General features: G+C 62.7%; 26 protein-coding genes, 1 pseudogene and 1 riboswitch. Of the genes and pseudogenes, 17 read left to right on the top strand and 10 right to left on the bottom strand.

Translation table 11 applies throughout. The annotated features are described in order from the left end of the window. Window positions 1–29: 29 nt before the first annotated feature. Window positions 30–941, bottom strand: a complete 912-nt coding sequence (locus tag NKH06_RS24440; RefSeq protein ID WP_352439997.1) for a LysR family transcriptional regulator — start codon at window positions 939–941, stop codon at window positions 30–32. Between the two features lie 89 nt (window positions 942–1,030). Between NKH06_RS24440 and NKH06_RS24435 the strand changes: the two genes are divergently transcribed. Together NKH06_RS24435 and purD are read left to right on the top strand one after the other, a co-directional pair. Next, window positions 1,031–1,846, top strand: coding sequence for a phytanoyl-CoA dioxygenase family protein (locus tag NKH06_RS24435; protein ID WP_352439996.1), 816 nt, complete (start codon window positions 1,031–1,033; stop codon window positions 1,844–1,846). A 156-nt stretch (window positions 1,847–2,002) separates the two neighbouring features. Next, window positions 2,003–3,280 (top strand): phosphoribosylamine--glycine ligase, encoded by a 1,278-nt coding sequence (gene purD, locus NKH06_RS24430; protein WP_128302482.1) that lies wholly within the window; start codon window positions 2,003–2,005, stop codon window positions 3,278–3,280. A 14-nt stretch (window positions 3,281–3,294) separates the two neighbouring features. Here purD and NKH06_RS24425 read toward each other — a convergent pair whose 3' ends face one another. The 5 genes from NKH06_RS24425 to NKH06_RS24405 form a co-directional block, all read right to left on the bottom strand. Next, entirely contained in the window at window positions 3,295–4,404 is a 1,110-nt protein-coding gene (locus NKH06_RS24425) for a glycoside hydrolase family 25 protein (RefSeq protein WP_128302530.1), read from the bottom strand. Window positions 4,405–4,575: 171 nt separating this feature from the next. Further along, window positions 4,576–4,767 carry a type II toxin -antitoxin system TacA 1-like antitoxin gene (locus NKH06_RS24420; RefSeq protein WP_352439995.1) on the bottom strand — a complete coding sequence of 64 codons (192 nt, stop codon included), beginning with the start codon at window positions 4,765–4,767 and terminating at the stop codon, window positions 4,576–4,578. A 41-nt stretch (window positions 4,768–4,808) separates the two neighbouring features. Further along, window positions 4,809–5,027 carry a hypothetical protein gene (locus NKH06_RS24415; RefSeq protein WP_352439994.1) on the bottom strand — a complete coding sequence of 73 codons (219 nt, stop codon included), beginning with the start codon at window positions 5,025–5,027 and terminating at the stop codon, window positions 4,809–4,811. 401 nt (window positions 5,028–5,428) lie between these two features. After that, window positions 5,429–6,547: a glycosyltransferase family 9 protein gene (locus NKH06_RS24410; RefSeq protein WP_352894320.1), complete on the bottom strand. Its 1,119-nt coding sequence runs from the start codon at window positions 6,545–6,547 to the stop codon at window positions 5,429–5,431. A 334-nt stretch (window positions 6,548–6,881) separates the two neighbouring features. Beyond that, window positions 6,882–7,049, bottom strand: coding sequence for a hypothetical protein (locus NKH06_RS24405; protein WP_023808640.1), 168 nt, complete (start codon window positions 7,047–7,049; stop codon window positions 6,882–6,884). A gap of 336 nt (window positions 7,050–7,385) precedes the next feature. On the opposite strand from NKH06_RS24405, the gene NKH06_RS24400 reads away from it, so the two are divergent. After that, window positions 7,386–9,155, top strand: coding sequence for an acyl-CoA dehydrogenase family protein (locus tag NKH06_RS24400; RefSeq protein WP_352439991.1), 1,770 nt, complete (start codon window positions 7,386–7,388; stop codon window positions 9,153–9,155). 20 nt (window positions 9,156–9,175) lie between these two features. Then, on the top strand, window positions 9,176–9,928 hold the full coding sequence (locus tag NKH06_RS24395) for a crotonase/enoyl-CoA hydratase family protein (RefSeq protein WP_352439990.1): 753 nt from the start codon (window positions 9,176–9,178) through the stop codon (window positions 9,926–9,928). 9 nt (window positions 9,929–9,937) lie between these two features. On the opposite strand, the gene pdxH is transcribed toward NKH06_RS24395, so the two are convergent. Continuing rightward, window positions 9,938–10,555, bottom strand: a complete 618-nt coding sequence (gene pdxH, locus NKH06_RS24390) for a pyridoxamine 5'-phosphate oxidase (protein ID WP_352439989.1) — start codon at window positions 10,553–10,555, stop codon at window positions 9,938–9,940. Window positions 10,556–10,632: 77 nt separating this feature from the next. Here pdxH and NKH06_RS24385 point away from each other — a divergent pair, with 77 nt between their 5' ends. The 4 genes from NKH06_RS24385 to NKH06_RS24370 all read left to right on the top strand — a co-directional run bounded on the left by NKH06_RS24385 (window position 10,633) and on the right by NKH06_RS24370 (window position 13,682). Then, on the top strand, window positions 10,633–11,094 hold the full coding sequence (locus NKH06_RS24385; RefSeq protein ID WP_027035968.1) for an RT0821/Lpp0805 family surface protein: 462 nt from the start codon (window positions 10,633–10,635) through the stop codon (window positions 11,092–11,094). A gap of 100 nt (window positions 11,095–11,194) precedes the next feature. Next, a complete protein-coding gene (locus NKH06_RS24380) occupies window positions 11,195–12,124 on the top strand; it encodes a DnaJ C-terminal domain-containing protein (protein ID WP_023808635.1) in 930 nt (309 codons plus the stop codon). A gap of 105 nt (window positions 12,125–12,229) precedes the next feature. Then, entirely contained in the window at window positions 12,230–13,048 is an 819-nt protein-coding gene (fabI, locus tag NKH06_RS24375) for an enoyl-ACP reductase FabI (protein WP_023808634.1), read from the top strand. Between the two features lie 46 nt (window positions 13,049–13,094). Next, window positions 13,095–13,682 carry a histidine phosphatase family protein gene (locus NKH06_RS24370; RefSeq protein ID WP_352439986.1) on the top strand — a complete coding sequence of 196 codons (588 nt, stop codon included), beginning with the start codon at window positions 13,095–13,097 and terminating at the stop codon, window positions 13,680–13,682. A gap of 66 nt (window positions 13,683–13,748) precedes the next feature. Here NKH06_RS24370 and NKH06_RS24365 read toward each other — a convergent pair whose 3' ends face one another. Further along, entirely contained in the window at window positions 13,749–14,009 is a 261-nt protein-coding gene (locus NKH06_RS24365) for a DUF1344 domain-containing protein (protein WP_027035965.1), read from the bottom strand. A gap of 280 nt (window positions 14,010–14,289) precedes the next feature. Here NKH06_RS24365 and aroC point away from each other — a divergent pair, with 280 nt between their 5' ends. Both aroC and ribB read left to right on the top strand, forming a co-directional pair. Continuing rightward, entirely contained in the window at window positions 14,290–15,399 is a 1,110-nt protein-coding gene (gene aroC, locus NKH06_RS24360; protein ID WP_352439985.1) for a chorismate synthase, read from the top strand. A 111-nt stretch (window positions 15,400–15,510) separates the two neighbouring features. After that, on the top strand, window positions 15,511–16,611 hold the full coding sequence (gene ribB / locus NKH06_RS24355; RefSeq protein WP_127268178.1) for a 3,4-dihydroxy-2-butanone-4-phosphate synthase: 1,101 nt from the start codon (window positions 15,511–15,513) through the stop codon (window positions 16,609–16,611). A 37-nt stretch (window positions 16,612–16,648) separates the two neighbouring features. Here the strand turns inward: ribB and NKH06_RS24350 are convergent, their stop codons facing one another. After that, on the bottom strand, window positions 16,649–17,872 hold the full coding sequence (locus NKH06_RS24350) for an MFS transporter (protein WP_128302485.1): 1,224 nt from the start codon (window positions 17,870–17,872) through the stop codon (window positions 16,649–16,651). A 121-nt stretch (window positions 17,873–17,993) separates the two neighbouring features. Here NKH06_RS24350 and NKH06_RS24345 point away from each other — a divergent pair, with 121 nt between their 5' ends. Next, entirely contained in the window at window positions 17,994–18,602 is a 609-nt protein-coding gene (locus tag NKH06_RS24345; RefSeq protein ID WP_027035960.1) for a TetR/AcrR family transcriptional regulator, read from the top strand. A gap of 290 nt (window positions 18,603–18,892) precedes the next feature. Further along, entirely contained in the window at window positions 18,893–19,876 is a 984-nt protein-coding gene (locus NKH06_RS24340; protein WP_245486021.1) for a hypothetical protein, read from the top strand. A 122-nt stretch (window positions 19,877–19,998) separates the two neighbouring features. Here NKH06_RS24340 and bluB read toward each other — a convergent pair. Then, window positions 19,999–20,616: pseudogene (gene bluB / locus NKH06_RS24335) on the bottom strand (5,6-dimethylbenzimidazole synthase); the annotation flags it as partial. Window positions 20,617–20,727: 111 nt separating this feature from the next. After that, window positions 20,728–20,907: riboswitch (cobalamin riboswitch) on the bottom strand. A gap of 121 nt (window positions 20,908–21,028) precedes the next feature. On the opposite strand from bluB, the gene NKH06_RS24330 reads away from it, so the two are divergent. The 5 genes from NKH06_RS24330 to dxs all read left to right on the top strand — a co-directional run bounded on the left by NKH06_RS24330 (window position 21,029) and on the right by dxs (window position 25,592). Next, complete coding sequence (locus NKH06_RS24330) at window positions 21,029–21,955, top strand: histone deacetylase family protein (RefSeq protein WP_127290880.1); 927 nt, start codon at window positions 21,029–21,031, stop codon at window positions 21,953–21,955. Window positions 21,956–21,958: 3 nt separating this feature from the next. After that, a complete protein-coding gene (locus NKH06_RS24325; RefSeq protein ID WP_127268720.1) occupies window positions 21,959–22,210 on the top strand; it encodes an exodeoxyribonuclease VII small subunit in 252 nt (83 codons plus the stop codon). A gap of 111 nt (window positions 22,211–22,321) precedes the next feature. Next, window positions 22,322–22,588 carry a DUF2277 domain-containing protein gene (locus tag NKH06_RS24320; protein ID WP_027035955.1) on the top strand — a complete coding sequence of 89 codons (267 nt, stop codon included), beginning with the start codon at window positions 22,322–22,324 and terminating at the stop codon, window positions 22,586–22,588. A gap of 39 nt (window positions 22,589–22,627) precedes the next feature. Continuing rightward, window positions 22,628–23,548: a pirin family protein gene (locus NKH06_RS24315; protein WP_023808622.1), complete on the top strand. Its 921-nt coding sequence runs from the start codon at window positions 22,628–22,630 to the stop codon at window positions 23,546–23,548. Between the two features lie 130 nt (window positions 23,549–23,678). Beyond that, window positions 23,679–25,592: a 1-deoxy-D-xylulose-5-phosphate synthase gene (gene dxs, locus NKH06_RS24310; RefSeq protein WP_128302487.1), complete on the top strand. Its 1,914-nt coding sequence runs from the start codon at window positions 23,679–23,681 to the stop codon at window positions 25,590–25,592. The last annotated feature ends 131 nt before the right edge of the window (window positions 25,593–25,723 follow it).

The following is a 25,723-nucleotide window of genomic DNA, read 5'->3' as shown; positions in this document are numbered from 1 at the left end:
CAAGCGGGAGAGTGGTGCACGTCAGCCTTTCACAAGGCAAAGATGTCGCGGGTGGCGAACCAGTCCCTGGCCATCTCGACGAAGGCCAGCGCTGCATTCGACACACGCTGATGCGTGTCATAGGTGAGCAGGATCCGCTGCATGGGCAGCGGATCGGATAGCGGCTTGCAGATCAGCGGCAGCCCGTCATAGCTGCGGTCGCCGTGCGGGCGGGTATAGCTGACCGCGACGCCGAAGCCGTTGGCGACCATGCTGCGCTGCAGTTCGAACGAGCTCGTCGTCGTATCGGCCACCGGCGAAAGGCCGCGGCTGCGAAACAGGTCGAGCATGTGCTGCCAGCTGTGCGGCTGGTCCGTCGTGATCAGCGGATAGGCGGCCAGATCGGCAAGACTGACCATTGGCCGGTCCGCCAGGGCATGGCCTGCCGGCAACAGCGCGTGCGGGCGAAGTTCGCGCAGCAGGATGCGGGCGAAATGCGTCGGCAGGCTGAGATCATAAGTCAGGCCGAGATCGATGGCCGCATCACCCAGCCGTCGTCCCAGGGTCTCGAACGTCTCGTCGCGAACGACGATTTTGACGGCCGGATAGCGTTCGGAGAAGGCGCGGATCAAAGCCGGCGCGAAGAAAGGCGCCAGATCCTCGAAGCATCCCAGCACCAACTCACCGCTGACAGCCGATTTGCTTGAACCCAGGCCGACGAGTTCGTCCGTTTCGGTGAGAACCTGCCTTGCCTTGGCCACGACGGCGCGGCCGAACGATGTCGGCGACACGCCGCTTCCGCGCTGGCGGACGAACAGCTTCTGGCCGAAATTCTTTTCGACCGCGTCGATCGCCACCGAAATCGACGGCTGAGATACGTTCAGCATCTTTGCCGCGCCGGTGACGCTACCGTGACGCGCCACGGCAACCAGATAGCGCAGCTGCGTGAGGGTCACACTCATAGGAGTACTCTATATGTCGGATGGAAAGTTATTATTTTACTGAATGAATTGATATTGCGATAATGGCTTCATTCCAAGAGGAGAACGCCATGGCTTCCCAGACTGCCACCCTCGATGCCACCATGATCGGCGCGTCCACGATTGCCGACTATCAGCGTGACGGCGCTGTCTGCATTCGCGGCGCCTTCAAGGGCTGGGTCGACACGATTGCCGCCGGCATCGAACGCAACATGCAGAACCGCAGCGCCACCGCATCCGACATCGCCAACGGCCGCGGCAGTTTCTTCGACGACTACTGCAACTGGGAGCGCATCCCCGAATTCGTCAGTCTGGTGCGGGGTTCGCCAGCCGCCGAACTGGCGGCTGCGGTGATGCAGTCGCGCACCGCGCAGTTCTTCCACGATCATGTGCTGGTCAAGGAGCCCGGCACGCAGAAGCCGACGCCCTGGCATCAGGACATCCCCTACTATTTCGTCGATGGCCGGCAGACGGTGAGCTTCTGGATACCCATCGACCCGGTGAAGGAAGCGACGCTGCGTCTGATCGCCGGCTCGCACAAATGGGACAAGATGATCCTGCCGGTGCGCTGGCTCGACGATAGCAACTTTTATGCCGGCGAGGGCGACTATCTGCCGGTGCCCGATCCCGACAAGGATCCGTCGATGAAGGTGCTCGAATGGGAAATGGAGCCGGGCGACGCCATCCTGTTCGACTTCAGGACCGCGCACGGCGCCCGTGGCAATATGACCGCGGCGCGGCGCCGGGCGCTGTCGCTGCGCTGGGTCGGTGACGATGCGCGCTATGTCGAGCGGCCGGGCCGCACCTCGCCGCCCTATCGTGGCCATGGCATGCAGCCGGGACAGAGGCTACGCGAGGACTGGTTTCCGGTGGTTTTCTCCGCCTAGTCGAATCGCCAGAAAATCGGCGGCGGTGTCCGCCGCCATTTTCGGCGGGGGATAACGTTCCCGTGCGCAATCGCGATCTAAACACCCTGATGCCTTGACCCGTCCTGCAGAGAGCAATAGCGGGTTCTTTTTTAGGGACAGCATCAAGAGGTGGCCATGAACGTTCTTCTTCTCGGCTCCGGCGGCCGCGAACATGCGCTCGCCTGGAAGATTGCCGCATCACCGCTGCTGACAAAGCTCTATGCGGCTCCCGGCAACCCGGGCATCGGCAGCGAGGCTGAGCTGGTGAAGCTGGATTTAGCCGACCACGCCGCCGTGGCCGCGTTCTGCCGGGAGAAAAAAATCGACCTCGTGGTGGTCGGTCCGGAGGGGCCGCTGGTCGCCGGCATTGCCGACGATCTGCGCGCCGAAAATATCCGCGTCTTCGGTCCCTCCAAGGCTGCCGCACAGCTGGAAGGTTCGAAGGGATTCACCAAGGACCTCTGTGCCCGCTACGACATCCCGACTGCCGCCTATGGCCGCTTCAGTGATCTGGCCTCGGCCAAGGCCTATGTCGAAAAGACCGGAGCGCCGATCGTCATCAAGGCCGACGGGCTCGCTGCCGGCAAGGGCGTCACCGTCGCCATGACGCTCAGTGAAGCACAGGCAGCACTCGATGCCTGTTTCGATGGTTCCTTCGGCGCCGCCGGCGCGGAAGTTGTGGTCGAGGAATTCATGACCGGCGAGGAGGCGAGCTTCTTCTGCCTCTGCGACGGTACCACTGCGCTGCCCTTCGGCACCGCGCAGGATCACAAGCGCGTCGGCGACGGCGACACCGGTCCGAACACCGGCGGCATGGGCGCCTATTCGCCGGCACCGGTGATGACGCCGGAACTGGTCGAGCGCACCATGCGCGAGATCATCGAGCCGACCATGCGCGGCATGGCCGAACTTGGCGCGCCGTTCTCCGGCGTGCTGTTTGCCGGGCTGATGATCACCGACAAGGGACCGAGGCTGATCGAATACAACACCCGTTTCGGCGACCCGGAATGCCAGGTGCTGATGATGCGGCTGAAGGACGATCTGCTGGTCCTGCTCAACGCGGCGACCGACGGCCAGCTTGCGCATACTTCGGTGCGCTGGCGCGACGAGGCGGCACTCACCGTGGTGATGGCGGCGAGAGGCTATCCCGGCACGCCGGAAAAAGGCTCGGTCATCCGCGGCGTCGAAGACGCGGCGAGCGACGGTGTCGAGATCTTCCACGCCGGTACCGCCATCAATGGCGGCGCGCTGGTTGCCAATGGCGGCCGCGTCCTCAACGTGACGGCATCAGGCGCCACGGTCGGCGAGGCACAGAAACGAGCCTATGCTGCCCTCGACCGCATCGATTGGCCGGACGGGTTCTGCCGCCGCGATATCGGCTGGCAGGCCGTGGCGCGCGAACAGGGAACCTGAAGTTCCGCGTTGGCTCACCGCTGGCCGCGATCGAGTTCGGTGGAAGCGGTGCTGAGCGGATCGGACAAGGCAAAGGCAGCGTCGAGTTGTGCGGGCGAACGCCGCTCGGTCCGCTTCCAGGCGACATATTGGACAATGCCGAAACTCGGTCTCCGGGGCACCGTCTTCACGACTGGCATGCGGAAGCCGTCGCGGAAACGGGACCAGCGTGTGCCCAACGCTGCAACCATGTCCTCGAAAGTCGGCGGCGCGGCCACAGACGCATAGGTGATGGTGACATTGCCGGCGAGGCCGGCCTCGCGTGAGACCGGTAGCGGTATCGAGGCGAGATAGTCCGGCGGCACGTCGATAAGCCCACCGAACGGCCATTGCGCGCGCAGCGTGGCGGCGTCTGTCGGCGCGACATTGACGTCTATGTCGTTAGGCGTGCCGGCAACCCTGTAAGGGCAGCGGAAACGGCCGCAATTGGCTTGCGCCGAAAACTGCCAAAGTGCGTAGCCTTGCCAGTTGCCCATCGGGAAATGCACGTCGATGTCGTTGGTGTAGCGCGCATACCAGAGCGGCAGCCGCGACAGGAGCCGGTATCGGTAGCTGTTGTCGGCAATGTACTGGGCGGTCTTGCCGTTGGTGTACAGCACCGGGAAACGGCCGATGCGCCGATGCACATGGCGTACGAACTCCTCGGCATCGTCGAGCGACATCCATTGCGAGGGATCATTGCCCTCGATGTCGAGAGCCATGAGATCGTCCGGCGCAGGCTCGGCGAAATCGAGGAAATTGTTGGCCTGCTCGACCGGATTGCCGGGGCGGGCGAGGTGATAGGCGCCCCATTTCAGGCCGAGTGCCTTGGCGACCACCCGGCGCGTCTGGAACAGTTCGCGCGTCACCGCATGACGTTTCCACAGCGCCTTGCAAAGCTTCACCTCAATGTCGTTGCCCAGGCAGAAATAGGACGGCGGCATGCCGTCGGAGGCCTTGTTGATGAAGCCGACGACCCGCTTGTCGGTGGCGAGCTGGGCCCAGTCGATGGAATTGTATTCGTAGGCATCGACGACCAGAGCGCGGTCGGCGTTCTTCCACGGCTCGGAAAAATCCGAGGCCGTTGCCGCCGTCGAAAGCGCCATCGTCGCCGCAAGAGCGAGGAGCGCTGTGCGGCGAAGAAGGCGCACCGTACTTTTCAAAACAGGGAATCCCCGTTGATCAAAGGCAAATCCTGAACCGCCATGGTTAAGGATTTGCTTCGGCGGGAGACACGGCTGAGGTGGCCTTTGGTGGATCGACGATCAGGGTGAGATTTACCGGGATTCAACGACAAGCCGTTTGTAAGCATTCGCGGCTTTGCGTAGCGCTTCATTCGGCTCCGGCGGGTTCACAATCGCTGCCACCAAGGCGATCTGGTTCTCGATTGAAAGGCGGATGGCGGCAGCCTCGTCAATGGAGGGCTGCGCTGCTTCGGTGTGGGCAATACCGGTCTGTTCGTTTGGCATTATGATCACCTTTGGTCGAGCGTTCAGCGCCGGCTGAATGGCTAGAATTCAAACGGGTCCGGCGCCGGCTCTTGCCGCAGCGTGCCTTCGGCGGCGCGTTTGCGGTGGTGGGCGAGCGAACATTGCGGCGAGCACAATATGCCGCGATCCGACCAGTAGGCGGCACCGTGGTCCAGTCTGCCCCCATCGTAGCAGAACCCCTCCGCTCGATAGGGCAGGCCGCATTCGATGCAGCGGTAAGCGTCGGGTCTGGCAAGCATGGGCGGTTCCGGTTGCTGGTTCTGATCTCGCGCCGGTCGATCCGGCATGGCTTGAACTTAATACGCGCCGCCCCGATTGCAAAATCCGCGTGACAAATTTGAGGCTTACAAAAAATGTGCGCGCCATGACCATCCTCCGGGAGCAGCTTGCCTCCGTATCGGGATGCGGCGTACATCTTCCTAGCGGCTCGCGAGGCGCGAAGCCAAGCACTGTCAGGACCGGCATCCTGCATCTGACGCCCGGCGACGTGACCGTTCATGGGTTCAGGTCGAGCTTGCACGAGTATCTTGGCGACGAGACGGACGTGAGCTACGAGACGGCCGAAGAAACGATCTCGCATCGCGTGGGTGATCGAACGGCATCGAGGGGCACGTCAGTTCGATGACGTCGCGGATCAATGCTAGGTAATTACGCGCATCGTAGTTTGGGTCGGTCGAGAGCCGCTTGTCTCAATGAAATCGAGTGTCGCTTCTGCGACTTCAGCAACCTGAAGCCGCTGAACACAATAGACCCCACCGGGGTTGTATTCTTTACAAACACCTGGAGCGATACATGGACAAGGCATGGGCGGCCGGAGCGTTTTGTTGGGGATACCAAACGGGCCCCATAGATCAGGAGACTGCAGACCGAACAATCCCACCGCCGGAGTTTCAACAGAGGCTGCAACGTGCATCGGGCCGCTGTCATTGCCAAGGAAAATTGCCGCTTCTGTCAACAACGCGACAAGGACTTCAAGCGAGGCCTTTCCGACGACAGTGGCCACCGGCGATGTTGCCGCTTCAATTATGCTTTGCGCAACGGGCCTTTCGTCAGGCCCACCGATGATCAGAGACCGCAGCCCGGTTTTGGCGTAGATCTCATCAATGACGGCGGCAAAATGTTGCGGCGGCCAACGACGCCCCTCGGACCTCGCGCCCGCATGCACAGCCACGTATGATTTCTTCGCCAAGGCGTTTTCGAAAAGAAGCCTGGCACACTCCTCTTGGGCAATCTTGGTGGGCTGCAGCCGAGGGGTTGGGTTTTGAATCGCTAACCCGAGGGCGCCCAATGGAGACAGGTATCTGTAGAGATAATGGGAGCCACCATGGCCGAACGGCGGCGCGAGGACGTTTGCCATCTGAATTTCCCAGAACTTAAACGGACGCTCGGGAGGATCGAAGCCAACCCGAAGTGGGGCGCCGGCCAAACGGTGCATGATCCGTGAGGTTTTTGTATCGGTAAGATCGATGCTGAGATCGAATTTTTGACGCCGCAGAGCAGAAATAAGGGCATAATAGTCGGTCAATCGCTTAAGCGGAGTCCTTCCTCTGCCCCCGGTTTCAAAGCCAACCGCCACGTCGGCAATCTGTTGCGCGACAATGAATTGCTTAAGGCCAGGCGCGCATATCATTGTTATCGAAGCGTCGGGATAGGCGAGGCGTAGATTGCGGACCAAAGCAGATGTCAGCGTGACATCACCCAGGAATTTTGTTTGGACAATGCATATCGAGCGAATTTCATTGCCAGATTTTGGGCTCATGATCGCGTTGCAGTCCATTTTGACTTTGTCACGATCTCACCTATCCGCCGAGATAACGGCGCCATGGAATAAGAGCCGTACTCCCTTTCGAATCATAGGAACCGATACAAGCCCTTGCCGCATCGGTCTTTAAGGTTTTGCGGTGCGCGAAGCAACATTGATCGAAACCAGCAATTGCTATCGTAAATAGGGCTAGTCTTATAGGTTCTGGCGCTTTCAATGCATGTCGGTGCGAGCAGATCGAAGTTTTGTTGGATTGGATCACCCACAAGTAGTCCCCCCTGATCGCGAGCCATGTTCTCGCTGTGTTCATCGCATGGCTTGGACGTTCGGCTCATTGATAAAGGCAGTGATGCAGATCATGGCGCATCGCCTCCAAGTACGGCGCGGATGCTCCGCCATGGCCACCGATCTCGCGCCACGAAACGGCGGCACGGCCCGCCAACGGCGCCGTCGGATCGAGCCACACGCCCGACGTCAGGAAGCATTCGGGCATGGGCATCGCGAACGCCGAACAATAGCGCGATGGGCGCGTGTTTGTCCTTGGAGCGATCTCGTGTCGCGACTATCGACTCGATCCCATGTGCTGACGCTGTGTGACGTAGCGCGGGGAGATCAGGCAGGCGCCGATCATTCGCCCGGCTCGAGCTGACGCGCTGTGGGGAAACGTGTAGGGGCGAGCCATTAGCGAGGGCGGCGATGTTTTGGTAGTCCCGGCATCGCGGGCCTTAGTTGCCGTTTTTGAGGAAAGGTGGGAGACCGCTGATACGGCGGGTGGTTTTGCAGCGGCACCGGCTCTAGGGTTGGGCGGGCCGATGCATCAGGAGGAGTGAGCGGCATGTATAGGGCACCGGTCGAGGATATCGCCTTCACGCTCAAGCACGTGGCCGGCATGAAGTCGGCGCTCGATGCCGGCACCTTCGGCGATCTCGGCGAGGATCTGGTCGATGCCGTTCTTGGCGAGGCCGGCCGTTTCGCCACCGAAGAGGTCGCACCGCTCTACACGATCGGCGATCGGCAGGGTGCGGTGCTGAACGGCGCCGCCGTCACCACGCCGCCCGGCTGGAAGGAACTCTATCGCCGCTGGATCGATGGCGGCTGGAACGCGCTCTCCGGGCCTGCGGAATATGGCGGCCAGGCGCTGCCGACCATGCTCGGCGTGGCCGCGCTCGAAATGTGGAACTCCGCCGCCATGGCCTTCGGCATCGGCCCGACGCTGACCATGGGCGCGGTCGAGGCGCTGGACAAACACGCCTCCGACGACCTCAAGGCCAAATATCTCGAAAAGCTCGTCTCCGGCGACTGGATGGGCACGATGAACCTGACCGAGCCGGAAGCCGGTTCGGACCTCGCCGCCTTGCGCGCCCGTGCCGAGCCGGCGGGTGACGGCAGCTACCGCATCTTCGGCCAAAAAATCTTCATCACCTATGGCGAGCACGATTTCACCGACAACATCATCCATCTGGTGCTGGCGCGGCTGCCCGATGCGCCGGCCGGCACGCGCGGCATATCGTTGTTCCTGGTGCCGAAATTCCTGGTCGGCGACGATGGCGCGCTCGGCGGCCGCAACGACGTCTTCTGTTTCGGACTTGAGCATAAACTCGGAATCCATGCCTCGCCGACCTGCACCATGATCTATGGCGACGGCTTCGAAGGGGCCGAACCCGGCGCCGTCGGCTGGCTGATCGGCGAGGAGAACAAGGGGCTAGCCTGCATGTTCACCATGATGAACAATGCGCGGCTTTGTGTCGGCATGCAGGGGGTGGCGGTCGCGGAAGCCGCAACGCAGAAGGCGATCGCCTATGCCAATGAGCGCCGGCAGGGCAAGGCCTCGAGCTACACTGGCACGGGTATGGCGCCTATCGTCCATCACCCCGATGTCCAGCGTAGCCTGCTGACCATGAAGGCGCTGACCCAGACCGCACGCGCCATCAGCTATTCCTGTGCCCACGCCATCGACATGGCCCGTGTCTCCGCCGGTGACGAGGCGGCACACTGGCGCGACCGCGCCAATCTGCTGACGCCGCTGGCAAAGGCGTTCTCGACCGATATCGGCGTCGAAGTTGCCTCACTCGGCCTCCAGGTTCATGGCGGCATGGGTTTCATCGAGGAGACGGGAGCGGCCGCCTTCTATCGTGACGCGCGCATCGCGCCGATCTACGAGGGCACCAACGGCATCCAGGCGATCGATCTGGTGATGCGCAAGCTGCCACTCGGCGGTGGCGACCATGTGCATGGTTACATCGCCGAACTGGCTGATATGGCCGCAGCGGTGCGGACCTCGAACATGAAGGGTTTCGGCCGCACCGCCGACGCTCTCGACGCGGCACTTGGCGATCTCAGCGAAGCGACCCGCTTCCTGCAAAAACTGACGGCCGATGGCCGGTCGGAAGAGGCGCTGGCAGGCGCCACGCCCTATCTCAGGCTGATCTCGCTTGCCGCCGGCGGCGCCTATCTGGCGCGCGGTGCTCTTGCCGATCACAACCGCATAGCGCTTTGCCGTTTCTTTGCCGAAAACCTGCTCGGCGAGGTCAGCGCCTTGAGGGCGCGCGTCATCGATGGCGCCGAAAGCCTCGCCGCTGCCGGCAAGACGCTCGTCTCCGCCTGACGTTTCACAAGGAAGACACCGTGACAGACCATATCCTCGTCGAGCGCCAGGGCGCCATCCAGATTATCCGCATGAACCGGCCGGACAAGAAGAACGCGCTGACGCGCGCCATGTATGCGAAAATGTCAAAAGCCCTGGCTGAAGGCGACGCCGATCCCGCGATCCGCGTCCATGTCTTCCTCGGCGTGCCCGGCGCTTTCTCCTCCGGCAACGACCTTGCCGACTTCATGGTCGTCGCCACCGGCGGCGACGGCGGCACCGAAGTCTGGGATTTCCTGATGGCCCTGGCCAAGGTCGAAAAACCCTTGGTCTCCGGCGTCGACGGCATCGCGGTCGGCATCGGAACCACGCTCAACCTGCATTGCGACTTGACCTTCGCCACGCCACGCACCGTGTTCAGGACGCCTTTCGTCGACCTTGGCCTGGTGCCTGAGGCGGGATCGAGCCTGCTGGCACCGCGCATCCTCGGGCAGCAGGGTGCCTTCGCGCTGCTCGGCCTCGGCGAAGGCTTTTCGGCTGAACGGGCGAAGGCCGCCGGCCTGATCTACGAGGTGGTCGAGGAAGCAGCGCTTGAGGCCTCCGTGCTGGCGGCGGCCGGGCAGATCGCGGCCAAGCCGCCGCAGGCGCTGAAGATCGCGCGCGACCTGATGCGTGGCTCGCGAGACGACCTCGTCGCCCGCATCGGCGAGGAAAGCGAGCATTTTCGCGAGCGGCTGAAGTCCGATGAGGCGCGCGCCGCGCTCACCGCGTTCATGACCAGAAAGAAGGCCTGAGCCTCTCCTTCAGGGATAAAGCCTCGTCTTATCCCAGGCGCCTTTCGCGTCGCGGCTGAAGACGAGCCGGTCGTGCAGGCGGAACGGCCTGTCGTGCCAGAACTCGATGGTGCTCGGCACGATTCGGAAGCCGGACCAGTGCTTTGGCCGGGGGATCTCGCCGATCGGATAGCGTGCCGTGTATTCTGCCACCGCCTTTTCCAGCGCAAAGCGGCTTTCCAGTGGTCGCGACTGTTTCGAGGCCCAGGCGCCGATGCGGCTGCCGCGTGGCCGCGTCGCGTAATAGGCGTCGGCTTCGGCGTCGCTGACGATCTCCACCGGTCCGCGAATGCGCACCTGGCGGCGCAGCGACTTCCAATGGAAACACATCGCCGCCTTCATGCTGCCAAGAATCTCCTGGCCCTTGGCGCTCTCGAAATTCGTGTAGAAGACAAACCCGCCTTCATCGAATCCCTTGAGCAACACCATACGCACATCCGGCATGCCGTCGGCATCGACGGTCGCCAGAGCCACGCCGTTGGGGTCGTTCGGCTCGCTTTTCGTTGCGTCGTCCAGCCATGCGGCAAAGAGGCGAAACGGCTCGGCAGCCTCGGTAAAGTCACCGCTTGTTAACTCAGTGTCACTCATAGTTTTTCTCAAATTGTCACGAAGCCAAGATTCTTACAAAGCCAAGATTCTTTACGAAGCAAGGGGGAGGCTGCCGATTGTCGCGTATCGCGCAAGCTTTTGACAGCAGGCAATGGAGCGTTATCGCTTCGGCCAGCGCGAAAGCCGCGATCGTGGCGGTCGCCTTGCCGCTTGCCGCGTGTGGCGCCGGCGGCTTCAGCCTGGAAAAAGCCGAAGTCGACCGCTCGATCCTGACCAGCAGCACATCGGCCTCGGCCGCGCCGGCCAATTTGGATCGCGACTCCGACCAGACGACGATCGGCAATGCGGTTTCCTCGGCCGATATCGAGCAGCTCGGCGGGCAGGCCGTCCCATGGGCCAATGCCGGCACCGGCTCGCGCGGTTCCATCACCGATCTGGCGGAATTGAAGGACAACGGCCAGACCTGCCGCCGCTTCAAGGCCTCGCGCGAAAGCTTTGACGGCGTTGCCATGTTTGAAGGCGAACTGTGCCTGGCCAGCGCCGGTGGCTGGCGCATGCAGGACTTCAAGGCACTCTGATTTTCCGCGTCTGATATGCTGCTCCAGCACTGGAATTTCTTCCTATGCGAGCGCATATAGGAGGCAACCAGAGACTCAACTCTACTCCAGGGCAGTAAGCATGCGCGACCCCTATGAGGTGCTGGGCGTTGCCAGGAACGCATCGGCCAAGGACATAAAGTCGGCGTATCGGAAACTCGCCAAGAAGCATCATCCGGACCAGAATCCGAATGATCCCAAGGCGAAGGACCGTTTTGCCGCGGCCAACCAGGCCTACGAGATCGTCGGCGACGAAAAGAATCGCGCCGCTTTCGATCGCGGCGAGATCGACGCCGACGGAAAGCCGCGATTCCAGGGCTTTGAGGGCGCTGCCGGTGGCGGCGATCCCTTCGGCGGGTTCCGCCGGCAGCAAGGTCCGGGCGGTTCGCGGTTCGAATTCCGCTCCGGCCGACCGGGTGGCGATCCGTTCGACGGCAACAGCGACATCTTCAGCCAGATTTTTGGCGACACTTTTTCGGGCGCGCGCGGTCCCGGCACGGGCGATCGCCGTCAGCAGGCGACAGCAGCCGATCTGAACGTGACGCTCGACGTCACCATCGAGGAAGCGGCGACCGCCGAAAAGGTGACGGCGATGTTCCCCGACGGCCGCAAGGTGGCGGTCAAGCTGCCGGCCTATGTCGAGGATGGCCAGACCATCCGCCTCAAAGGCCAAGGCGAGCAGGGGCCGGGCCAGCCAGGCGACGCGCTGGTCAAGATCCATCTGCGCCGCCATCCACGCTACCGCATCGAGGGCCGCGACCTGCACGCCGATCTGCCGGTGGCGCTGGCGGATGCGGTGCTCGGCGCCAAGGTGCCGGTCGAGACGCCGACCGGCAGGCTTGCGGTCAACATTCCTGCCTGGTCGAGCTCCGACAAGGTCCTGCGGCTGAAGGGCAGGGGCCTGCCGGAAAAGGCCGGCGGTCACGGCGATCTCTATGCCCACGTGCGTATCATGCTGCCGGAAGGCGGTGATAGCGCGCTCGAAGCGCTGTTGCGCAGCCAAAAAGGCTGATCGGCGGCTTTTGTCCCTGAACTGTCCGGTTTGAGCGCTTGAAGGGGCTCTGTGCCTGTGCGATAGGGCAACCCACAAAGCTGAAATCTTGCGGAGAGCGCTGACATGGCGGGTGGACAGGGCCTAATGGCCGGCAAGCGCGGCCTCATTCTTGGCGTCGCCAACAACAGGTCGATTGCCTATGGCATCGCCAAGTCGTGCGTCGACCATGGCGCCGAGATCGCGCTGACCTATCAGGGCGAGGCGTTCAAGAAGCGCGTCGAGCCGCTGGCGGCGGAACTGGGCGCCTTTGTCGCCGGCCATTGCGACGTCACCGATCCGGCGAGCCTGGACGAGGTTTTCGCCAATGTCGCCAAACATTGGGGCAAGCTTGATTTCCTCGTCCACGCCATTGCCTTCTCCGACAAGGACGAGCTGACCGGCCGCTATGTCGAGACGACGCGCGACAATTTCCTGCGCACCATGGACATTTCGGTCTATTCCTTCACCACCATTGCCAAGCGCGCCGAGGCGCTGATGACCAATGGCGGCTCGCTGTTGACGCTGACCTACTACGGCGCCGAAAAGGTGATGCCGCACTACAACGTCATGGGTGTCGCCAAGGCGGCGCTCGAGGCCAGCGTGCGCTATTTGGCGGTCGACCTCGGCGCCAAGAAGATCCGCGTCAACGCCATTTCGGCCGGTCCGATCAAGACGTTGGCCGCCTCCGGCATCGGCGATTTCCGCTACATCCTGAAGTGGAACGAGTACAATTCGCCGCTGAAGCAGACGGTCACGCAGGAGGAAGTCGGCGATTCCGGCGTCTATTTCCTGTCCGATCTGTCGCGCGGCGTCACCGGTGAAGTGCATCACGTCGATTCGGGCTACCACGTCGTCGGCATGAAGGCGGTCGACGCACCTGATATTTCGACGGTCAAGGACTAACGCCCGGCCAACCGTCGTCCGTCCCGATCCCGCACCGGAAGACCTGATGTACCCGCTGGTTTATATCGCGCGCCACGGCCAGACCGCGTGGAACGCCGAATTCCGGCTTCAGGGGCAGGCCGACACCGATCTCAACCCTCTTGGCCGCGAACAGGCGACCGGAAACGGGCTTCGGCTAGCCGCGTTGGTCCCAAACCCCTGGGAATTCGATTTCCTCGCCAGTCCGATGAAACGGACGCGCGAAACGATGCAGCGTATTCGCGCCGCGATGGAGCTCGATCCGGGTGCCTATCGAACCGATCCGCGCCTCGTCGAAGTCAATTTCGGCGACTGGCAGGGATTTACCTTTCCCGAGCTCGAGACACGCTATCCCGGAGCGAGCATGACGCGGGCTCTGGACAAGTGGAACTTTCAGCCGCCCGGCGAAGGCGCCGAGAGCTATCAGATGCTGCTCGAACGGGTGAGGCCATGCTTCGACGAGATCGAACGCCAGACGATATGCGTGACCCATGGCGGCGTCATGCGCACCTTGTTTCGCTTCGTTCTGGGGCTGGCCGAGGACGAGGCAGCGAACCTGGAAATACCGCAGGATCGCCTGCTCAAGCTCGAAGGCAAGAGTCTGGAGTGGCTTTAGGCCAGTTCGCACACGGCTCGGCGAAAGCTGAACCGCAAATACTGCATTCAATTGAGGTTGGAAGCTCTAGTTGGCAGAGCTGTCCGGCAGTTCCATGTCGGTGACGATGTTTTCGCCATTGGTCACATCGTAGGCGATGACGATGTCCATGCCCGGCTTCAGCGCGTCGAGATCAGTCTCTGCGTTCAGCTTGTAGGACTTGCCGTCATCCAGCGTCAGCGTCGCCGTGTCCTTGTCGATCTTTTTGATCAGGCCTTCGGTCTGGCCGGCGAAAGCGGCGGTGGAAAGCAGCAGCGTGGCGGCAATGGCGCCAATCAGGGTACGCATGATCGTTCCTCTTTATCATTGCGCCGGCATGGCGGCGGGCGTTCAACGGCGGATGGAGCAGAGCAGAAACCAACCGAATGTGTCAAAACTAAATCCGCCAGATCACAGTTTGACCCCTGTGAAAAACGCCAATAGAAGGCAACCTACAGCCCCGCGCGTCCTCTTGGACGCGAGAAGGACGCTGTAGCATTGTTGATTTTGCGCATAATCCTTTCCGAAAATCGCTCCGATTTTCGGGGTCATGCGCCAAGCCGGCTCCGCTGCCGGGCAGGGTCATTTCATGTCTCACAACACGTTCGGCCACCTTTTCCGCGTCACCACCTGGGGCGAAAGCCATGGCCCGTCGCTCGGCTGCGTCGTCGACGGCTGTCCGCCCGGCATCCGCTTTACTCTGCGAGACATCCAGGCCGAACTCGACAGGCGCCGGCCGGGGCAATCACGTTTCGTGACGCAGCGTCGCGAACCGGATGAAGTGAAGGTGCTGTCCGGCTTCATCCTCGACGAGGACGGCGAGACGATGATCACCACCGGCACGCCGGTGTCGATGCTGATCGAGAATGTCGACCAGCGTTCAAAGGATTATGGCGAGATCGCCCGCCAATACCGGCCGGGCCATGCCGATTACACCTATGACGTCAAATACGGCGTGCGCGATTATCGTGGTGGCGGCCGCTCCTCGGCCCGCGAGACGGCAGCCAGGGTGGCGGCCGGTGCGTTGGCGCGCAAGGTGGTGCCCGGCGTGGTGGTGCGCGGCGCGCTGGTGTCGATGGGCGAAAAATCCATCGACCGCGCCAACTGGAACTGGAATTTCATCGGCGATGCCGAAAATCCGTTCTTCACCCCCGATCCGGCGTCCGTTCCTGTCTTCACCAGATATCTCGACGGCATCCGCAAGGCGGGCTCCTCGGTCGGTGCGGTGATCGAAATCGTCGCCGACGGCGTTCCGCAAGGCCTCGGCGCGCCGATCTATGCCAAGCTCGATCAGGACATCGCCTCCGGCTTGATGTCGATCAACGCGGTCAAGGGCGTCGAGATCGGCAACGGCTTCGAGGCCGCCCGCATCACCGGTGAACAGAATGCCGACGAGATGCGCATCGGCAATGACGGCAAGCCGGTGTTCCTGTCCAACAATGCCGGCGGCATCCTTGGCGGCATCTCGACCGGCCAGGCGATCGTCGCCCGTTTCGCCGTCAAGCCGACCTCGTCGATCCTGACGCCGCGAAAGTCGATCGACAAGGACGGCAAGGACGTCGAGATCATGACCAAGGGCCGCCACGATCCATGCGTCGGCATCCGCGCCGTGCCGATCGGCGAAGCAATGGTTGCCTGTGCGATCGCCGACCACTATCTGCGGCATCGGGGACAGACGGGGAGGGGAATAGGGGAATAGGGGAATAGGGCAATATGTTGCGCTCTTAGTCCGGCCGGCCAAATCTTTTTGCTTTTCCCTACTCCCGTACTGCCCTACTCCCTTATTCCCCTGCGAGCGAAGCGAGTACCCATGCCTTACGACCAGAAAAAAATCGTCGAAGCCCTGCGTGCTTTCGAACGCGGCGAGATCGTCGTCGTCATGGATGATGACGGGCGCGAGAACGAGGGCGACCTGATCGTCGCCGCCGTCCACTGCACGCCCGAAAAAATGGCGTTCATCGTTCGCCACACGTCCGGCATCGTCTGCACGCCGATGCCGCGCGAAGAAGCCAAGCGGCTTAACCTTGCGCCGATGGTCGCCGACAACGATTCCGCCCACACCACGGCTTTCACCGTCAGCGTCGATTTCAAGCATGGCACCACCACGGGCATCTCGGCCGAAGATCGCACTTTGACCGTTCGCAATCTTGCCAACGGCAATGTCGGTGGCTCGGATTTCGTCCGGCCCGGCCACATCTTCCCTTTGATTGCGCGCGAAGGCGGCGTGCTGATGCGCTCCGGCCATACCGAAGCCGCGGTCGACCTGTGCAAGCTCGCCGGCCTGCCGCCGGTCGGCGTCATTTCCGAGCTGGTCAATGATGACGGCACCGTCAAGCGCGGCCCTCAGGTGCAGGCTTTCGCCGAGGAGCATGGGCTGAAGCAGGTTTCGGTCGCCGACCTCATCGCCTACCGGCAGCGCAAGGAAACTCTGGTCGAACGCGTCGCGTGCTCGGAAATCGACACGCTCGGCGGCAAGGCACAGGTCTTCACTTACACGCTGCCGTGGGACTCCATGCATCACGTCGCGATAGTCTTCGGCGACATCCGCGACGGCGAGGAGGTCCCGGTGCGTCTGCATTCCGAGGATGTGGTGACCGATGTCTTCGGCACCAGCCACCGGCTCGACGCCATCATGAAGGCGATGGGTGAGCGCAGGCGCGGCGTCATCGTCTATCTCAGAGAAGGCTCCGTCGGCGTTGCGCATCAGGAACGCAAACGGCCGGCCAGCGGCGACCGCGAGGATCACGAAGAGGCTCGCCGCCGCGAAAACGAGTGGCGCGAGATCGGGCTCGGCGCGCAGATCCTCAAGGATCTCGGCATCTCCTCGATCAACCTGATCGCCTCGCGCGAACGCCACTATGTCGGCCTCGAAGGTTTTGGCATCCACATCGCCAAGACCGAGATCCTCTAGGCAGCTAGCGCCCGGCTCGAAACCGGGCGCTATCTGATTATTCCGCGGCAATCGCGGCCGCTTCACATACGTCCATCTCGCACTCAGTCGTGGCAAGGCTGCGTTGGCCAAGCAGCACCGTGGCCAGCGCGATCGTGCCTGAAGCCACCGACACCCAGAACCCGTTCGGTGCACCGAACGCATCCACCACCGCGCCGGCCGCGAACGAGCCCAGCGCCATGCCGATGCCGATGCCGGTCATGACCCAGGTGATGCCTTCGGTCAGCATCGCTTCCGGCACATGCCGCTCGATCAGGCCGAAGGCCGTGATGAAGGTCGGCGAGATCGCCACACCGCTGATGAACACGGTCAGCGCCAGCAGCGGCACGGTGTCGGCGGCGAGCGGCAACAGCGTGCCGAGCGCGACGAGGGCGACTGCGATGGCGAGCTGGCGTTGCAGCGGCGCCTTCAGGCTGAGCGCGCCGACGATGATGCCGAGCACGAACGATCCCAGCGCATAAACGCCGATGACAAGGCTGGCGGCGCCGGGTTGGCCAAGCTCCTTGGTGATCGCCACGGTGGTCACTTCCGTCGTCGCGAAGGTTGCGCCGACGAAGATCAGGGCAAGCGTGATGATCTGAACCGGCCGCAGGCGGATCGCCGAGCCGCTTGAGTTATGGTCGACCGGCCGCACCTGGGGCTCGGTCGAGCGTTGCAGGATGAAGGCCGCTGATCCGAATGCGAGAAATAATGTGCTCACCAGAACGCCGGCTTCCGGGAATAGGGCGGCACTCAGGCCGACCGATAACGATGCCCCGGCGATATAGACCAGTTCATCGGCCACGGACTCGAAGGCGAATGCGGTGTTCATCTGCGGTCGTCCTCGGAAAATCTCTGTCCAGCGCGCCCGCACCATCGCAGGTATGCTTGGCATGGCGGCGGCCAGGAGTGCCGACACGAACAGCGTCCACACCGGCCAGTCCTGGTTGGCCGCCGCTATGAGGACGGCGAAAGCCAGCACCGCGATGATAGTGGTGGGCACGACGATTCGTGTCTGGCCCAGGCGGTCCACCAGTCTCGATATTTGCGGCGCGACGAAGGCGTTGGCCAGCGCGTATGTCGCCGAGACGGCTCCAGCCAGCCAGTATTCGCCGCGCGCCTGCGACAGCATCGCCACGATGCCGATGGGCGCCATGGCGATCGGCAGGCGCGCTAGGAAGCCGGCGGCCGCAAAGCCCTTGGCGCCGGGGGCACGAAAGATTTCCGCATAGGGATTTTGCATCGGTTGGTTCCTCGACAAAGGACGATTGGACAATTACATACGGAGCGTATGATTATTAGATAGAGCATACGCCGCGTATGTCAATTAGCATACGAAGCGTATGTGAATAGGTCCAGGACACATGCACAAACCCCGCAAGGAGATGATCGCCGAGACGCGCGCAAAGCTTATTGCGGCGGCCCGTCATGCCTTCGGCACAACAGGCTATGCGGAAGCCTCGATGGATGATTTCACCGCTTCGGCCGGGCTGACGCGCGGTGCGCTCTATCATCATTTCGGCGACAAGAAGGGGCTGTTGCAGGCGGTCATAGCCCAGATTGACGGCGAGATGGCGGCGCGCATCAATGAGGTCGCGTCGAGAGCGCCGACCCGTTGGCAACATTTCGTCGACGAATGCTCGACCTATATCGAGATGGCGCTGGAGCCGGAAATCCAGCGCATCATGTTCCGCGATGGCCCGGCCGTGCTGGGGGATCCAGCGCAATGGCCGAATTGCAGTGCGTGCATCGCTTCAATGACCGACCATCTGACCGCGCTGCAGGAGGAGGGGGTCGTTGTCTCCAGCCTCGACCCCGAGACGGCCTCGCGATTGATCAACGGAGCGAGCAGCCAGGCAGCGCAACGGATCGCCAATTCGAGCGACCCCGAAGCGACGTCGAAGAAGGTGGTGACGGCGTTCAAGCAACTGCTCGAAGGCCTGCTCAAGAAGCCGGACCCGCAGTCGAATTGAAGTTCCCACCGGAGCTTTCGTGCCCGGCAGCTGTTCCCGATAGGAATTTTTTCTTGACTCGGTGACCTCAGCTAAGGTATATATTCGTCCATGGTGCTGATTTGCGCCAGTGACCCGCCGCACAGGCGGGTTTTTCGTTTGATGCTCCGTCAGCCGCGCGCCGGCGAAAGGCTCCGAAAGAAAACCGTCAGCCCGAATTCGTTGCCCTTCGGCGTCAAGGGCCGGCAATTGACAATCGCCGGGTTGAGCCCATCCTCTTCCACCATCTCTGAGGCGGAGATTCGGGGCACATGTGGGATTTCGAGATCGGCCGGTCGGTGTCCATCATGATGCGGACCTGGCCGTTCATCGTCTTTCGCATGATCGTCTATTTCGGCATCACACTGGCCTACATCATGGCGACCGGCACCGGTGCCTCGGTCGGCTATGGCGTCGGCCATATCTCCACCGATCCCGACGGGCCCATGTCCTTTGCCCTGTGGGGCGGCGTGGTCGGGTTTGGCATCGTCTCGATCGCGGTCTACTGGATCCGCGAATACATCCTCTACATCGTCAAGGCCGGCCACATCGCCGTCATGGTTCATCTGATCGACGGCCGCGACATTCCCGGCGGTCAGGACCAGATCGCCTACGCCAGGGATATCGTGACCCAGCGTTTTGCCGAGGCCAACACCCTTTTCGTCGTCGACCAACTCGTCAAGGGTGCCATCCGCGCCATCACCAGCCTGCTCGGCGGTATCGCCGCCTTCCTGCCGATACCGGGCCTGAGCGGCCTGGTCTCCTTCATCAACACCGTGATCCGCCTGTCGCTGACCTATGTGGACGAGATCATCCTCGGCTACAACATCCGCATCAATTCAGCCTCGCCGTTCGAGACGGCGCGCCAAGGCGTCGTGCTGTATGCCCAGAACGGCAAGGTCATGGTCAAGAACGCCGTCTGGCTGGCGGTCATCATGTGGGGCGTGTCATTCATCATCTTTCTGATGATGCTGGCGCCTGCTGGCGCAATTCTGTTCCTGATGCCTGGTCAGCTCGCCGGCTGGGCTTTTGTGCTCGCCATCGTCTTCGCCTGGGCATTCAAGGCGGCGTTCATTGAACCCTTCGCCATCGCCTGCTTGATGCAGGTCTATTTCAAGACCATTGCGGGCCAGGTGCCGGATCCCGCCTGGGACGCCCGGCTGGCCGAGGCGTCGTCGAAGTTCAGAGAGCTCAAGGACAAGGCGCTGGCCTCCTTCGGCGGTTCGCGCTGGGGTACGGCCGGCGCCACACCCTGATCCGCTGGGCGGGTGATGTCTGGTGAGGCAGAAACGGTGTTGAGGCGCGCCACGGTGGATTTGAGCTGTGTCTCGCCTTGCCCGGAAAAGGTCTCGCTCATGATCAGCTCCGGCAGCGGCAGCCGCCGTCCCCAGCCATGCGTTTCAAGGTCCGGTTTGGGAGCGAACTCGGAAACACGGCCGACGCAGAGATAGGCGATCGGCGTTACGTGGTCCGGAATGGCCAACAGCCGCTTCAGCGCCTCAGCCTCGATGATGCTCACCCAGCCGACGCCAACGCCCTCGGCACGCGCGGCCAGCCAGAAATTCTGCACCGCGCAGACGGTGCTGTAGAGATCCATCTCCGGATTGTGCCAGCGTCCCAGCGGCGAACCCTTCGAGCGCTGCCGGTCGCAGGTGATGCAGATGTTGAGCGCGCTCTCGCAGATGCCTTCCAGCTTGAGCTTGCGGTACAGCGCCTGTTTTTCCGCCTCGATCGCCGGCAGTTCCTGTTCTCGCGCGGCCAGGAACAGGTCGCGCACCTCCGCCCGTCGTTTGACATCGCGAATGACAATGAAATTCCATGGCTGCATGAAGCCGACCGATGGCGCGTGATGGGCGGCAAGCAGCAGCCGTGCCAGCACGTCGTCATCGATCGCGGTGGGCAGGAAATGGCTGCGCACGTCACGCCGCGTGAACATGGCGCGGTAGACCGCATCGCGCGCATTCTGGTCAAATCCATCGTCAATGGCAGCGGTCATGTGTTCCGGCATCGCTTGTCCCCTTGCGATTGCAGATTCAAAACTGACAGAGCGTACTTTGTGCGTCCAAGTAGACGCACGTCGCTCTGATGCCATCCGCCTGACCACGCGGATGACAATGCCTGCCAGGCCGGTCTTCTGGCTCGGGATCAACCCGCGTCCGGTGCCTTCCCGTCATCGACAGTGGCATTTACCGGCGCGGTCCCCCTCACAGCGTTGGGCACGCCACGGAATTCAACCGTGTTCCCGATTCTCCCGCTTGCGGCGGGCACCAGGCAGTACCAGGGACCTTACGCCGAAGCGCCCGCGGGGCCAATGCCTGCGGCGACGCGAATGGACGCAGTCGCGATTTTCCCCAGTCATCGGCCGCCCGTGCATGGCCTTTGTCGATCCGGGTCACTAGATTAGGACGATGACCACCCGTCTCTACACCCATCCGATCTTCCTCGAGCATCTCACGCCGCCCGGACATCCCGAGCGGCCCGACCGCTTACGCGCCATCGAGCGCGTGCTCGACGACGAAGCCTTTGCCGGGCTCGATCGTATTCAGGCGCCGGAAGGCGACGAGGCCACCATCCTCTACGCGCATCCCGCCGATTTCGTCGCCCGCGTGCGCGCCGCCATCCCCGACGAGGGGATTGCCCGCATCGATGCCGACACCACTGCCAGCCCGAAGAGCTGGCAAGCGGCGATCACCGCGATCGGCGCCGCCAACGCCGCCGTCGATGATGTCTTTTCGGGCCGCGCCGACAACGTCTTCGTCGCCGCCCGGCCGCCCGGCCATCATGCCGAAAAGACCACGGCGATGGGCTTTTGCCTGTTCAACACGGCGGCGATCGCGGCGCGTTATGCGCAGAAGAAACACGGTGTCGAGCGCGTTGCCGTCGTCGACTGGGACGTGCATCACGGCAATGGCACGCAGGATATTTTCTGGGACGATCCGTCGGTGCTCTATTGCTCGACACACCAGATGCCGCTTTATCCCGGCACCGGAGCGAAGACCGAAACGGGCGCCGGCAACATCGTCAACGCACCGCTGGCGCCGCAGACCGGCAGCGAAGTGTTTCGCGATGCCTTCCTGTCGCGCGTCCTGCCCGCGCTCGACAATTTCGCGCCCGACCTGATCATCATTTCGGCGGGGTTCGACGCGCACCACCGCGATCCGCTGGCCGAGATCAATCTGACCGAGGATGATTTCGACTGGGCGACCGGCCAGCTGATGCAGCGCGCGGCACGCCACAGCGGCAACCGGCTCGTCAGCCTGCTCGAGGGCGGCTACGATCTGCAGGGATTGGCATTTTCGGTCGCCGCCCATGTCGGGCGACTGATGAAAGGATGAATGATGGCCGATGAGACCAACGAAGACGTCAAGGCGATGAGCTTCGAGCAGGCACTCGATGCGCTGGAGAAGATCGTCGATGATCTGGAGCGTGGCGACGTGCCGCTCGACCAGTCGATCAAGATCTATGAGCGTGGTGAGGCGCTGAAGGCGCATTGCGACCGGCTGCTGAAGGCCGCCGAGGACAAGGTCGAGAAGATCAGGCTGTCGCGCGACGGCAAGCCGGTTGGAACGGAGCCACTCGACGCGGATTGAGGCTCGGTCCGAACGATGGCCTCGCCTCACCGGTTTTTGGACATGATCATGATCGAGGATATAACTCGTTCCGATTGAAACAGCTCAAGGACAAGAGGAGATACGGAAGCGATGTGCAGAAACATCAAGACCCTGTTCAATTTTGATCCGCCGGCAACCAATGACGAGGTGCGCGACGCGGCTCTTCAGTTCGTCCGCAAGCTGAGCGGAACCACGCGACCCTCGAAGCAGAACCAGCACGCCTTCGACCATGCCGTCGAAGCCATCGCCGCCTCGGCGCGCGAACTGCTCGATTCCCTGGAAACCCACCAGCATCCGCGTAATCGCGAAGAGGTGGCGGCCAAGCTGCGGGCAAAGGCGGCGATCCGCTTTGCCTGATGCGGCCAGGCGGCCTTCGACCACCGACAAGGAGAGTCGATGAGCTTCTTCCCCGGGAAAGACCCTGAGGCAGGCGATGCCTTCGCCAGCGATCAGATCGAATTGATGGTCATACCCAACGCCAAGGATATCGGCGGTTTTCAGGTGCGCCGTGCCCTGCCGACGGCAAAAAGGCGGCTGGTGGGGCCTTTCATCTTCTTCGACCGCATGGGGCCCGCGGTCCTGCGCGCCGGTCAGGCACTGGATGTCCGTCCGCATCCGCATATCGGCCTGTCGACGGTCACCTATCTGTTCGACGGCAAGATCCGGCACCGCGACTCACTCGGCACCGAAATGGTCATTCAGCCCGGCGACGTGAATTTGATGACCGCCGGCCGCGGCATCGTCCATTCGGAGCGTACACCGGAGGAACTGCGTGGCGCGCCGATGTCGGTATCCGGCCTGCAGACATGGCTGGCGCTGCCGGACGACAAGGAAGAGGTGGCACCGGTTTTCGAGAATACCGCAGCGCTTCGGCTTCCCGAGATCGAAGCCGAAGGCGTCAACGGGCGCCTCATCATCGGCGATTTCCAGGGACTGCGGTCCCCGGTCAGGGCCGACACGGAGACGCTCTACGCCGACCTGCGCCTGGCGCCCGGCGCCAGCGTGAAAATCCCTGCTGATGCGGAAGAACGCGCCATCTATACGCTGGAAGGCGAGGTCTCAATTTCGGGTGATGTATTCCCAGCCGAACGGCTGCTGGTGTTCCGTCCCGGTGACGAGATCGTCGTGTCGTCGCAGACCGGGGCGCATTTCATGCTGTTCGGCGGCGCCTCTCTTGGTTCGAAGCGTTACATCTGGTGGAATTTCGTCTCGTCGTCCAAGGAGCGCATCGAACAGGCGAAAGAGGAATGGAAGACGGGCCGCTTCGACATCGTTCCCGGAGACGAGGAAGAGTTTATTCCGCTGCCGGAAAGCTGATGCCCTGTCACCCAAAAGTGGCAGAACGAAATGCATAGACAAAAGACTAGGGCCTGATCCGCGTCACTGACACACATTTACTTTCGCCGGCCGGCGGCCTATTCGCCCATCAACCGAAAGCCCGAGCACCGTGAACGCAACGCCGCATACGCCGCTTCTCGACAAGGTCCGCATCCCGGCCGACCTGCGCACGCTTGCCGAAAGTGAACTGCCGCAATTGGCGTCCGAGCTTCGCGCCGAGCTGGTCGACGCCGTGTCCCGCACGGGTGGTCATCTGGGCGCAGGGCTTGGCGTGGTCGAGCTGACAGTGGCGCTGCACTATGTCTTCAACACCCCCGACGACCGGCTGATCTGGGATGTCGGCCACCAGGCCTATCCGCACAAGATCCTGACCGGCCGCCGCGACCGTATCCGCACGCTGCGCCAGGAAAGCGGTCTGTCCGGCTTCACCCGCCGCGCCGAGAGCGAGTACGATCCCTTTGGCGCCGCCCACTCCTCGACGTCGATATCGGCCGGCCTCGGCATGGCCGCCGCCCGCGATCTCTCCGGCGGCCGCAACAACGTCATTGCCGTCATCGGCGACGGCGCCATGTCTGCCGGCATGGCCTATGAGGCGATGAACAATGCCGGCGCGCTCGATGCACGGCTGATCGTCATTCTCAACGACAACGACATGTCGATCGCGCCGCCGACCGGCGCGATGAGCGCCTATCTGGCGCGGCTGGCCTCCGGCAAGGCCTATATCGGCCTGCGCGATTTCGGCAAGAAACTGACGTCCTATCTCGGCAAGCGCGCGGATCGTGCGATCACAAGGGCAGTCGAGCATGCACGCGGCTACGTCACCGGCGGCACGCTGTTCGAGGAACTCGGCTTCTATCACATCGGCCCGATCGACGGCCACAATCTGGAGCATCTGATCCCGGTCCTGAAAAACGTCCGCGACAATGGCGAAGGCCCGGTGCTCATCCATGTCGTCACCCAGAAGGGCAAGGGCTATGCGCCGGCCGAAGCCGCTGCCGACAAATATCACGGCGTCAACAAGTTCGACGTCATCACCGGCGCGCAGGCCAAGGCGCCAGCCAACGCACCGGCCTACACCAAGGTGTTCGCCGAAAGCCTGGTCCAGGAGGGCCGCGAGGACGACCGTATCGTCGCCGTCACCGCAGCCATGCCGAGCGGTACCGGCCTCGATTTGTTCGGTGAAGCGTTCCCGTCGCGCACCTTCGATGTCGGCATCGCCGAACAGCACGCGGTGACCTTCGCCGCCGGCCTTGCCACCGAAGGCTACAAGCCGTTCGCGGCCATCTATTCCACCTTCCTGCAGCGCGCCTACGACCAGGTCGTCCACGACGTCGCCATCCAGAAATTGCCGGTGCGCTTTCCCATTGACCGGGCCGGCTTCGTCGGCGCCGATGGCGCCACCCATTGCGGCGCCTTCGACACCACCTTCCTGGCGACACTGCCGGGTTTCGTCGTCATGGCCGCCGCCGACGAGGCGGAGCTGCGCCACATGGTGCGCACCGCGGCAAGCTATGATGACGGCCCGATCGCCTTCCGCTATCCGCGCGGCAACGGCGTCGGCGTCGACATGCCGGAGCGCGGCTCGGTTCTCGAAATCGGCAAGGGCCGCGTCGTCAAGGAGGGCACCAAGGTTGCATTGCTGTCCTTCGGCACGCGGCTGCAGGATTGCCTGATCGCCGCGGAGGAGCTAGGGGCTGCCGGGCTGTCCACGACGGTCGCCGACGCCCGTTTCGCCAAGCCGCTCGACGAGGATCTGATCCGGCGGCTGGCCCGCTCGCATGAGGTGCTGGTGACGGTGGAGGAGGGCGCAGTCGGCGGCTTCGCCAGCCACGTGCTGCAGTTCCTCGCCCATGAAGGCCTACTGGAAAGCGGCCTGAAGGTGCGCCCGCTGGTACTGCCCGACGCGTTCACCGACCACGCCAAGCCGGAAAAGATGTATGCCGATGCCGGGCTCGATGCTGCCGGCATCGTGCGCACCGTGTTCGTGGCACTCGGGCACACAGTCCACGCCCAGCGCGCCTGAATCAAAGTCTCAATGACTTGAATCGGTTTGCCGGCCAACGATCTTAACGCGTTGTTTACGCTGACGTTTGGCGCTTTGCTTACCGTGTCTGTTGGCCGTTTTTCAATGGCGCCCTGCTAGATCGTGATCAG

The organism is Mesorhizobium sp. M1342 (assembly GCF_040317955.1).
GTDB lineage: Bacteria > Pseudomonadota > Alphaproteobacteria > Rhizobiales > Rhizobiaceae > Mesorhizobium.
This window is presented reverse-complemented; position numbering and strand designations above follow the sequence as displayed.

What these genes read in the sequence shown, in the direction of transcription:
- NKH06_RS24405 (WP_023808640.1), bottom strand. Translation starts at nt 7,049, where the DNA reads ATGCCCATGCCCGAATGCTTCCTGACGTCGGGCGTGTGGCTCGATCCG.
- NKH06_RS24345 (WP_027035960.1), top strand. Translation starts at nt 17,994, where the DNA reads ATGCACAAACCCCGCAAGGAGATGATCGCCGAGACGCGCGCAAAGCTT.
- NKH06_RS24380 (WP_023808635.1), top strand. Translation starts at nt 11,195, where the DNA reads ATGCGCGACCCCTATGAGGTGCTGGGCGTTGCCAGGAACGCATCGGCC.
- NKH06_RS24410 (WP_352894320.1), bottom strand. Translation starts at nt 6,547, where the DNA reads ATGAGCCCAAAATCTGGCAATGAAATTCGCTCGATATGCATTGTCCAA.
- NKH06_RS24440 (WP_352439997.1), bottom strand. Translation starts at nt 941, where the DNA reads ATGAGTGTGACCCTCACGCAGCTGCGCTATCTGGTTGCCGTGGCGCGT.
- NKH06_RS24420 (WP_352439995.1), bottom strand. Translation starts at nt 4,767, where the DNA reads ATGCCAAACGAACAGACCGGTATTGCCCACACCGAAGCAGCGCAGCCC.
- ribB (WP_127268178.1), top strand. Translation starts at nt 15,511, where the DNA reads ATGCCTTACGACCAGAAAAAAATCGTCGAAGCCCTGCGTGCTTTCGAA.
- NKH06_RS24320 (WP_027035955.1), top strand. Translation starts at nt 22,322, where the DNA reads ATGTGCAGAAACATCAAGACCCTGTTCAATTTTGATCCGCCGGCAACC.
- NKH06_RS24350 (WP_128302485.1), bottom strand. Translation starts at nt 17,872, where the DNA reads ATGCAAAATCCCTATGCGGAAATCTTTCGTGCCCCCGGCGCCAAGGGC.
- NKH06_RS24370 (WP_352439986.1), top strand. Translation starts at nt 13,095, where the DNA reads ATGTACCCGCTGGTTTATATCGCGCGCCACGGCCAGACCGCGTGGAAC.
- aroC (WP_352439985.1), top strand. Translation starts at nt 14,290, where the DNA reads ATGTCTCACAACACGTTCGGCCACCTTTTCCGCGTCACCACCTGGGGC.
- fabI (WP_023808634.1), top strand. Translation starts at nt 12,230, where the DNA reads ATGGCGGGTGGACAGGGCCTAATGGCCGGCAAGCGCGGCCTCATTCTT.
- NKH06_RS24415 (WP_352439994.1), bottom strand. Translation starts at nt 5,027, where the DNA reads ATGCTTGCCAGACCCGACGCTTACCGCTGCATCGAATGCGGCCTGCCC.
- NKH06_RS24315 (WP_023808622.1), top strand. Translation starts at nt 22,628, where the DNA reads ATGAGCTTCTTCCCCGGGAAAGACCCTGAGGCAGGCGATGCCTTCGCC.
- NKH06_RS24365 (WP_027035965.1), bottom strand. Translation starts at nt 14,009, where the DNA reads ATGCGTACCCTGATTGGCGCCATTGCCGCCACGCTGCTGCTTTCCACC.
- NKH06_RS24425 (WP_128302530.1), bottom strand. Translation starts at nt 4,404, where the DNA reads ATGGCGCTTTCGACGGCGGCAACGGCCTCGGATTTTTCCGAGCCGTGG.
- NKH06_RS24340 (WP_245486021.1), top strand. Translation starts at nt 18,893, where the DNA reads ATGTGGGATTTCGAGATCGGCCGGTCGGTGTCCATCATGATGCGGACC.
- pdxH (WP_352439989.1), bottom strand. Translation starts at nt 10,555, where the DNA reads ATGAGTGACACTGAGTTAACAAGCGGTGACTTTACCGAGGCTGCCGAG.
- NKH06_RS24330 (WP_127290880.1), top strand. Translation starts at nt 21,029, where the DNA reads ATGACCACCCGTCTCTACACCCATCCGATCTTCCTCGAGCATCTCACG.
- NKH06_RS24325 (WP_127268720.1), top strand. Translation starts at nt 21,959, where the DNA reads ATGGCCGATGAGACCAACGAAGACGTCAAGGCGATGAGCTTCGAGCAG.
- NKH06_RS24400 (WP_352439991.1), top strand. Translation starts at nt 7,386, where the DNA reads ATGTATAGGGCACCGGTCGAGGATATCGCCTTCACGCTCAAGCACGTG.
- purD (WP_128302482.1), top strand. Translation starts at nt 2,003, where the DNA reads ATGAACGTTCTTCTTCTCGGCTCCGGCGGCCGCGAACATGCGCTCGCC.
- NKH06_RS24435 (WP_352439996.1), top strand. Translation starts at nt 1,031, where the DNA reads ATGGCTTCCCAGACTGCCACCCTCGATGCCACCATGATCGGCGCGTCC.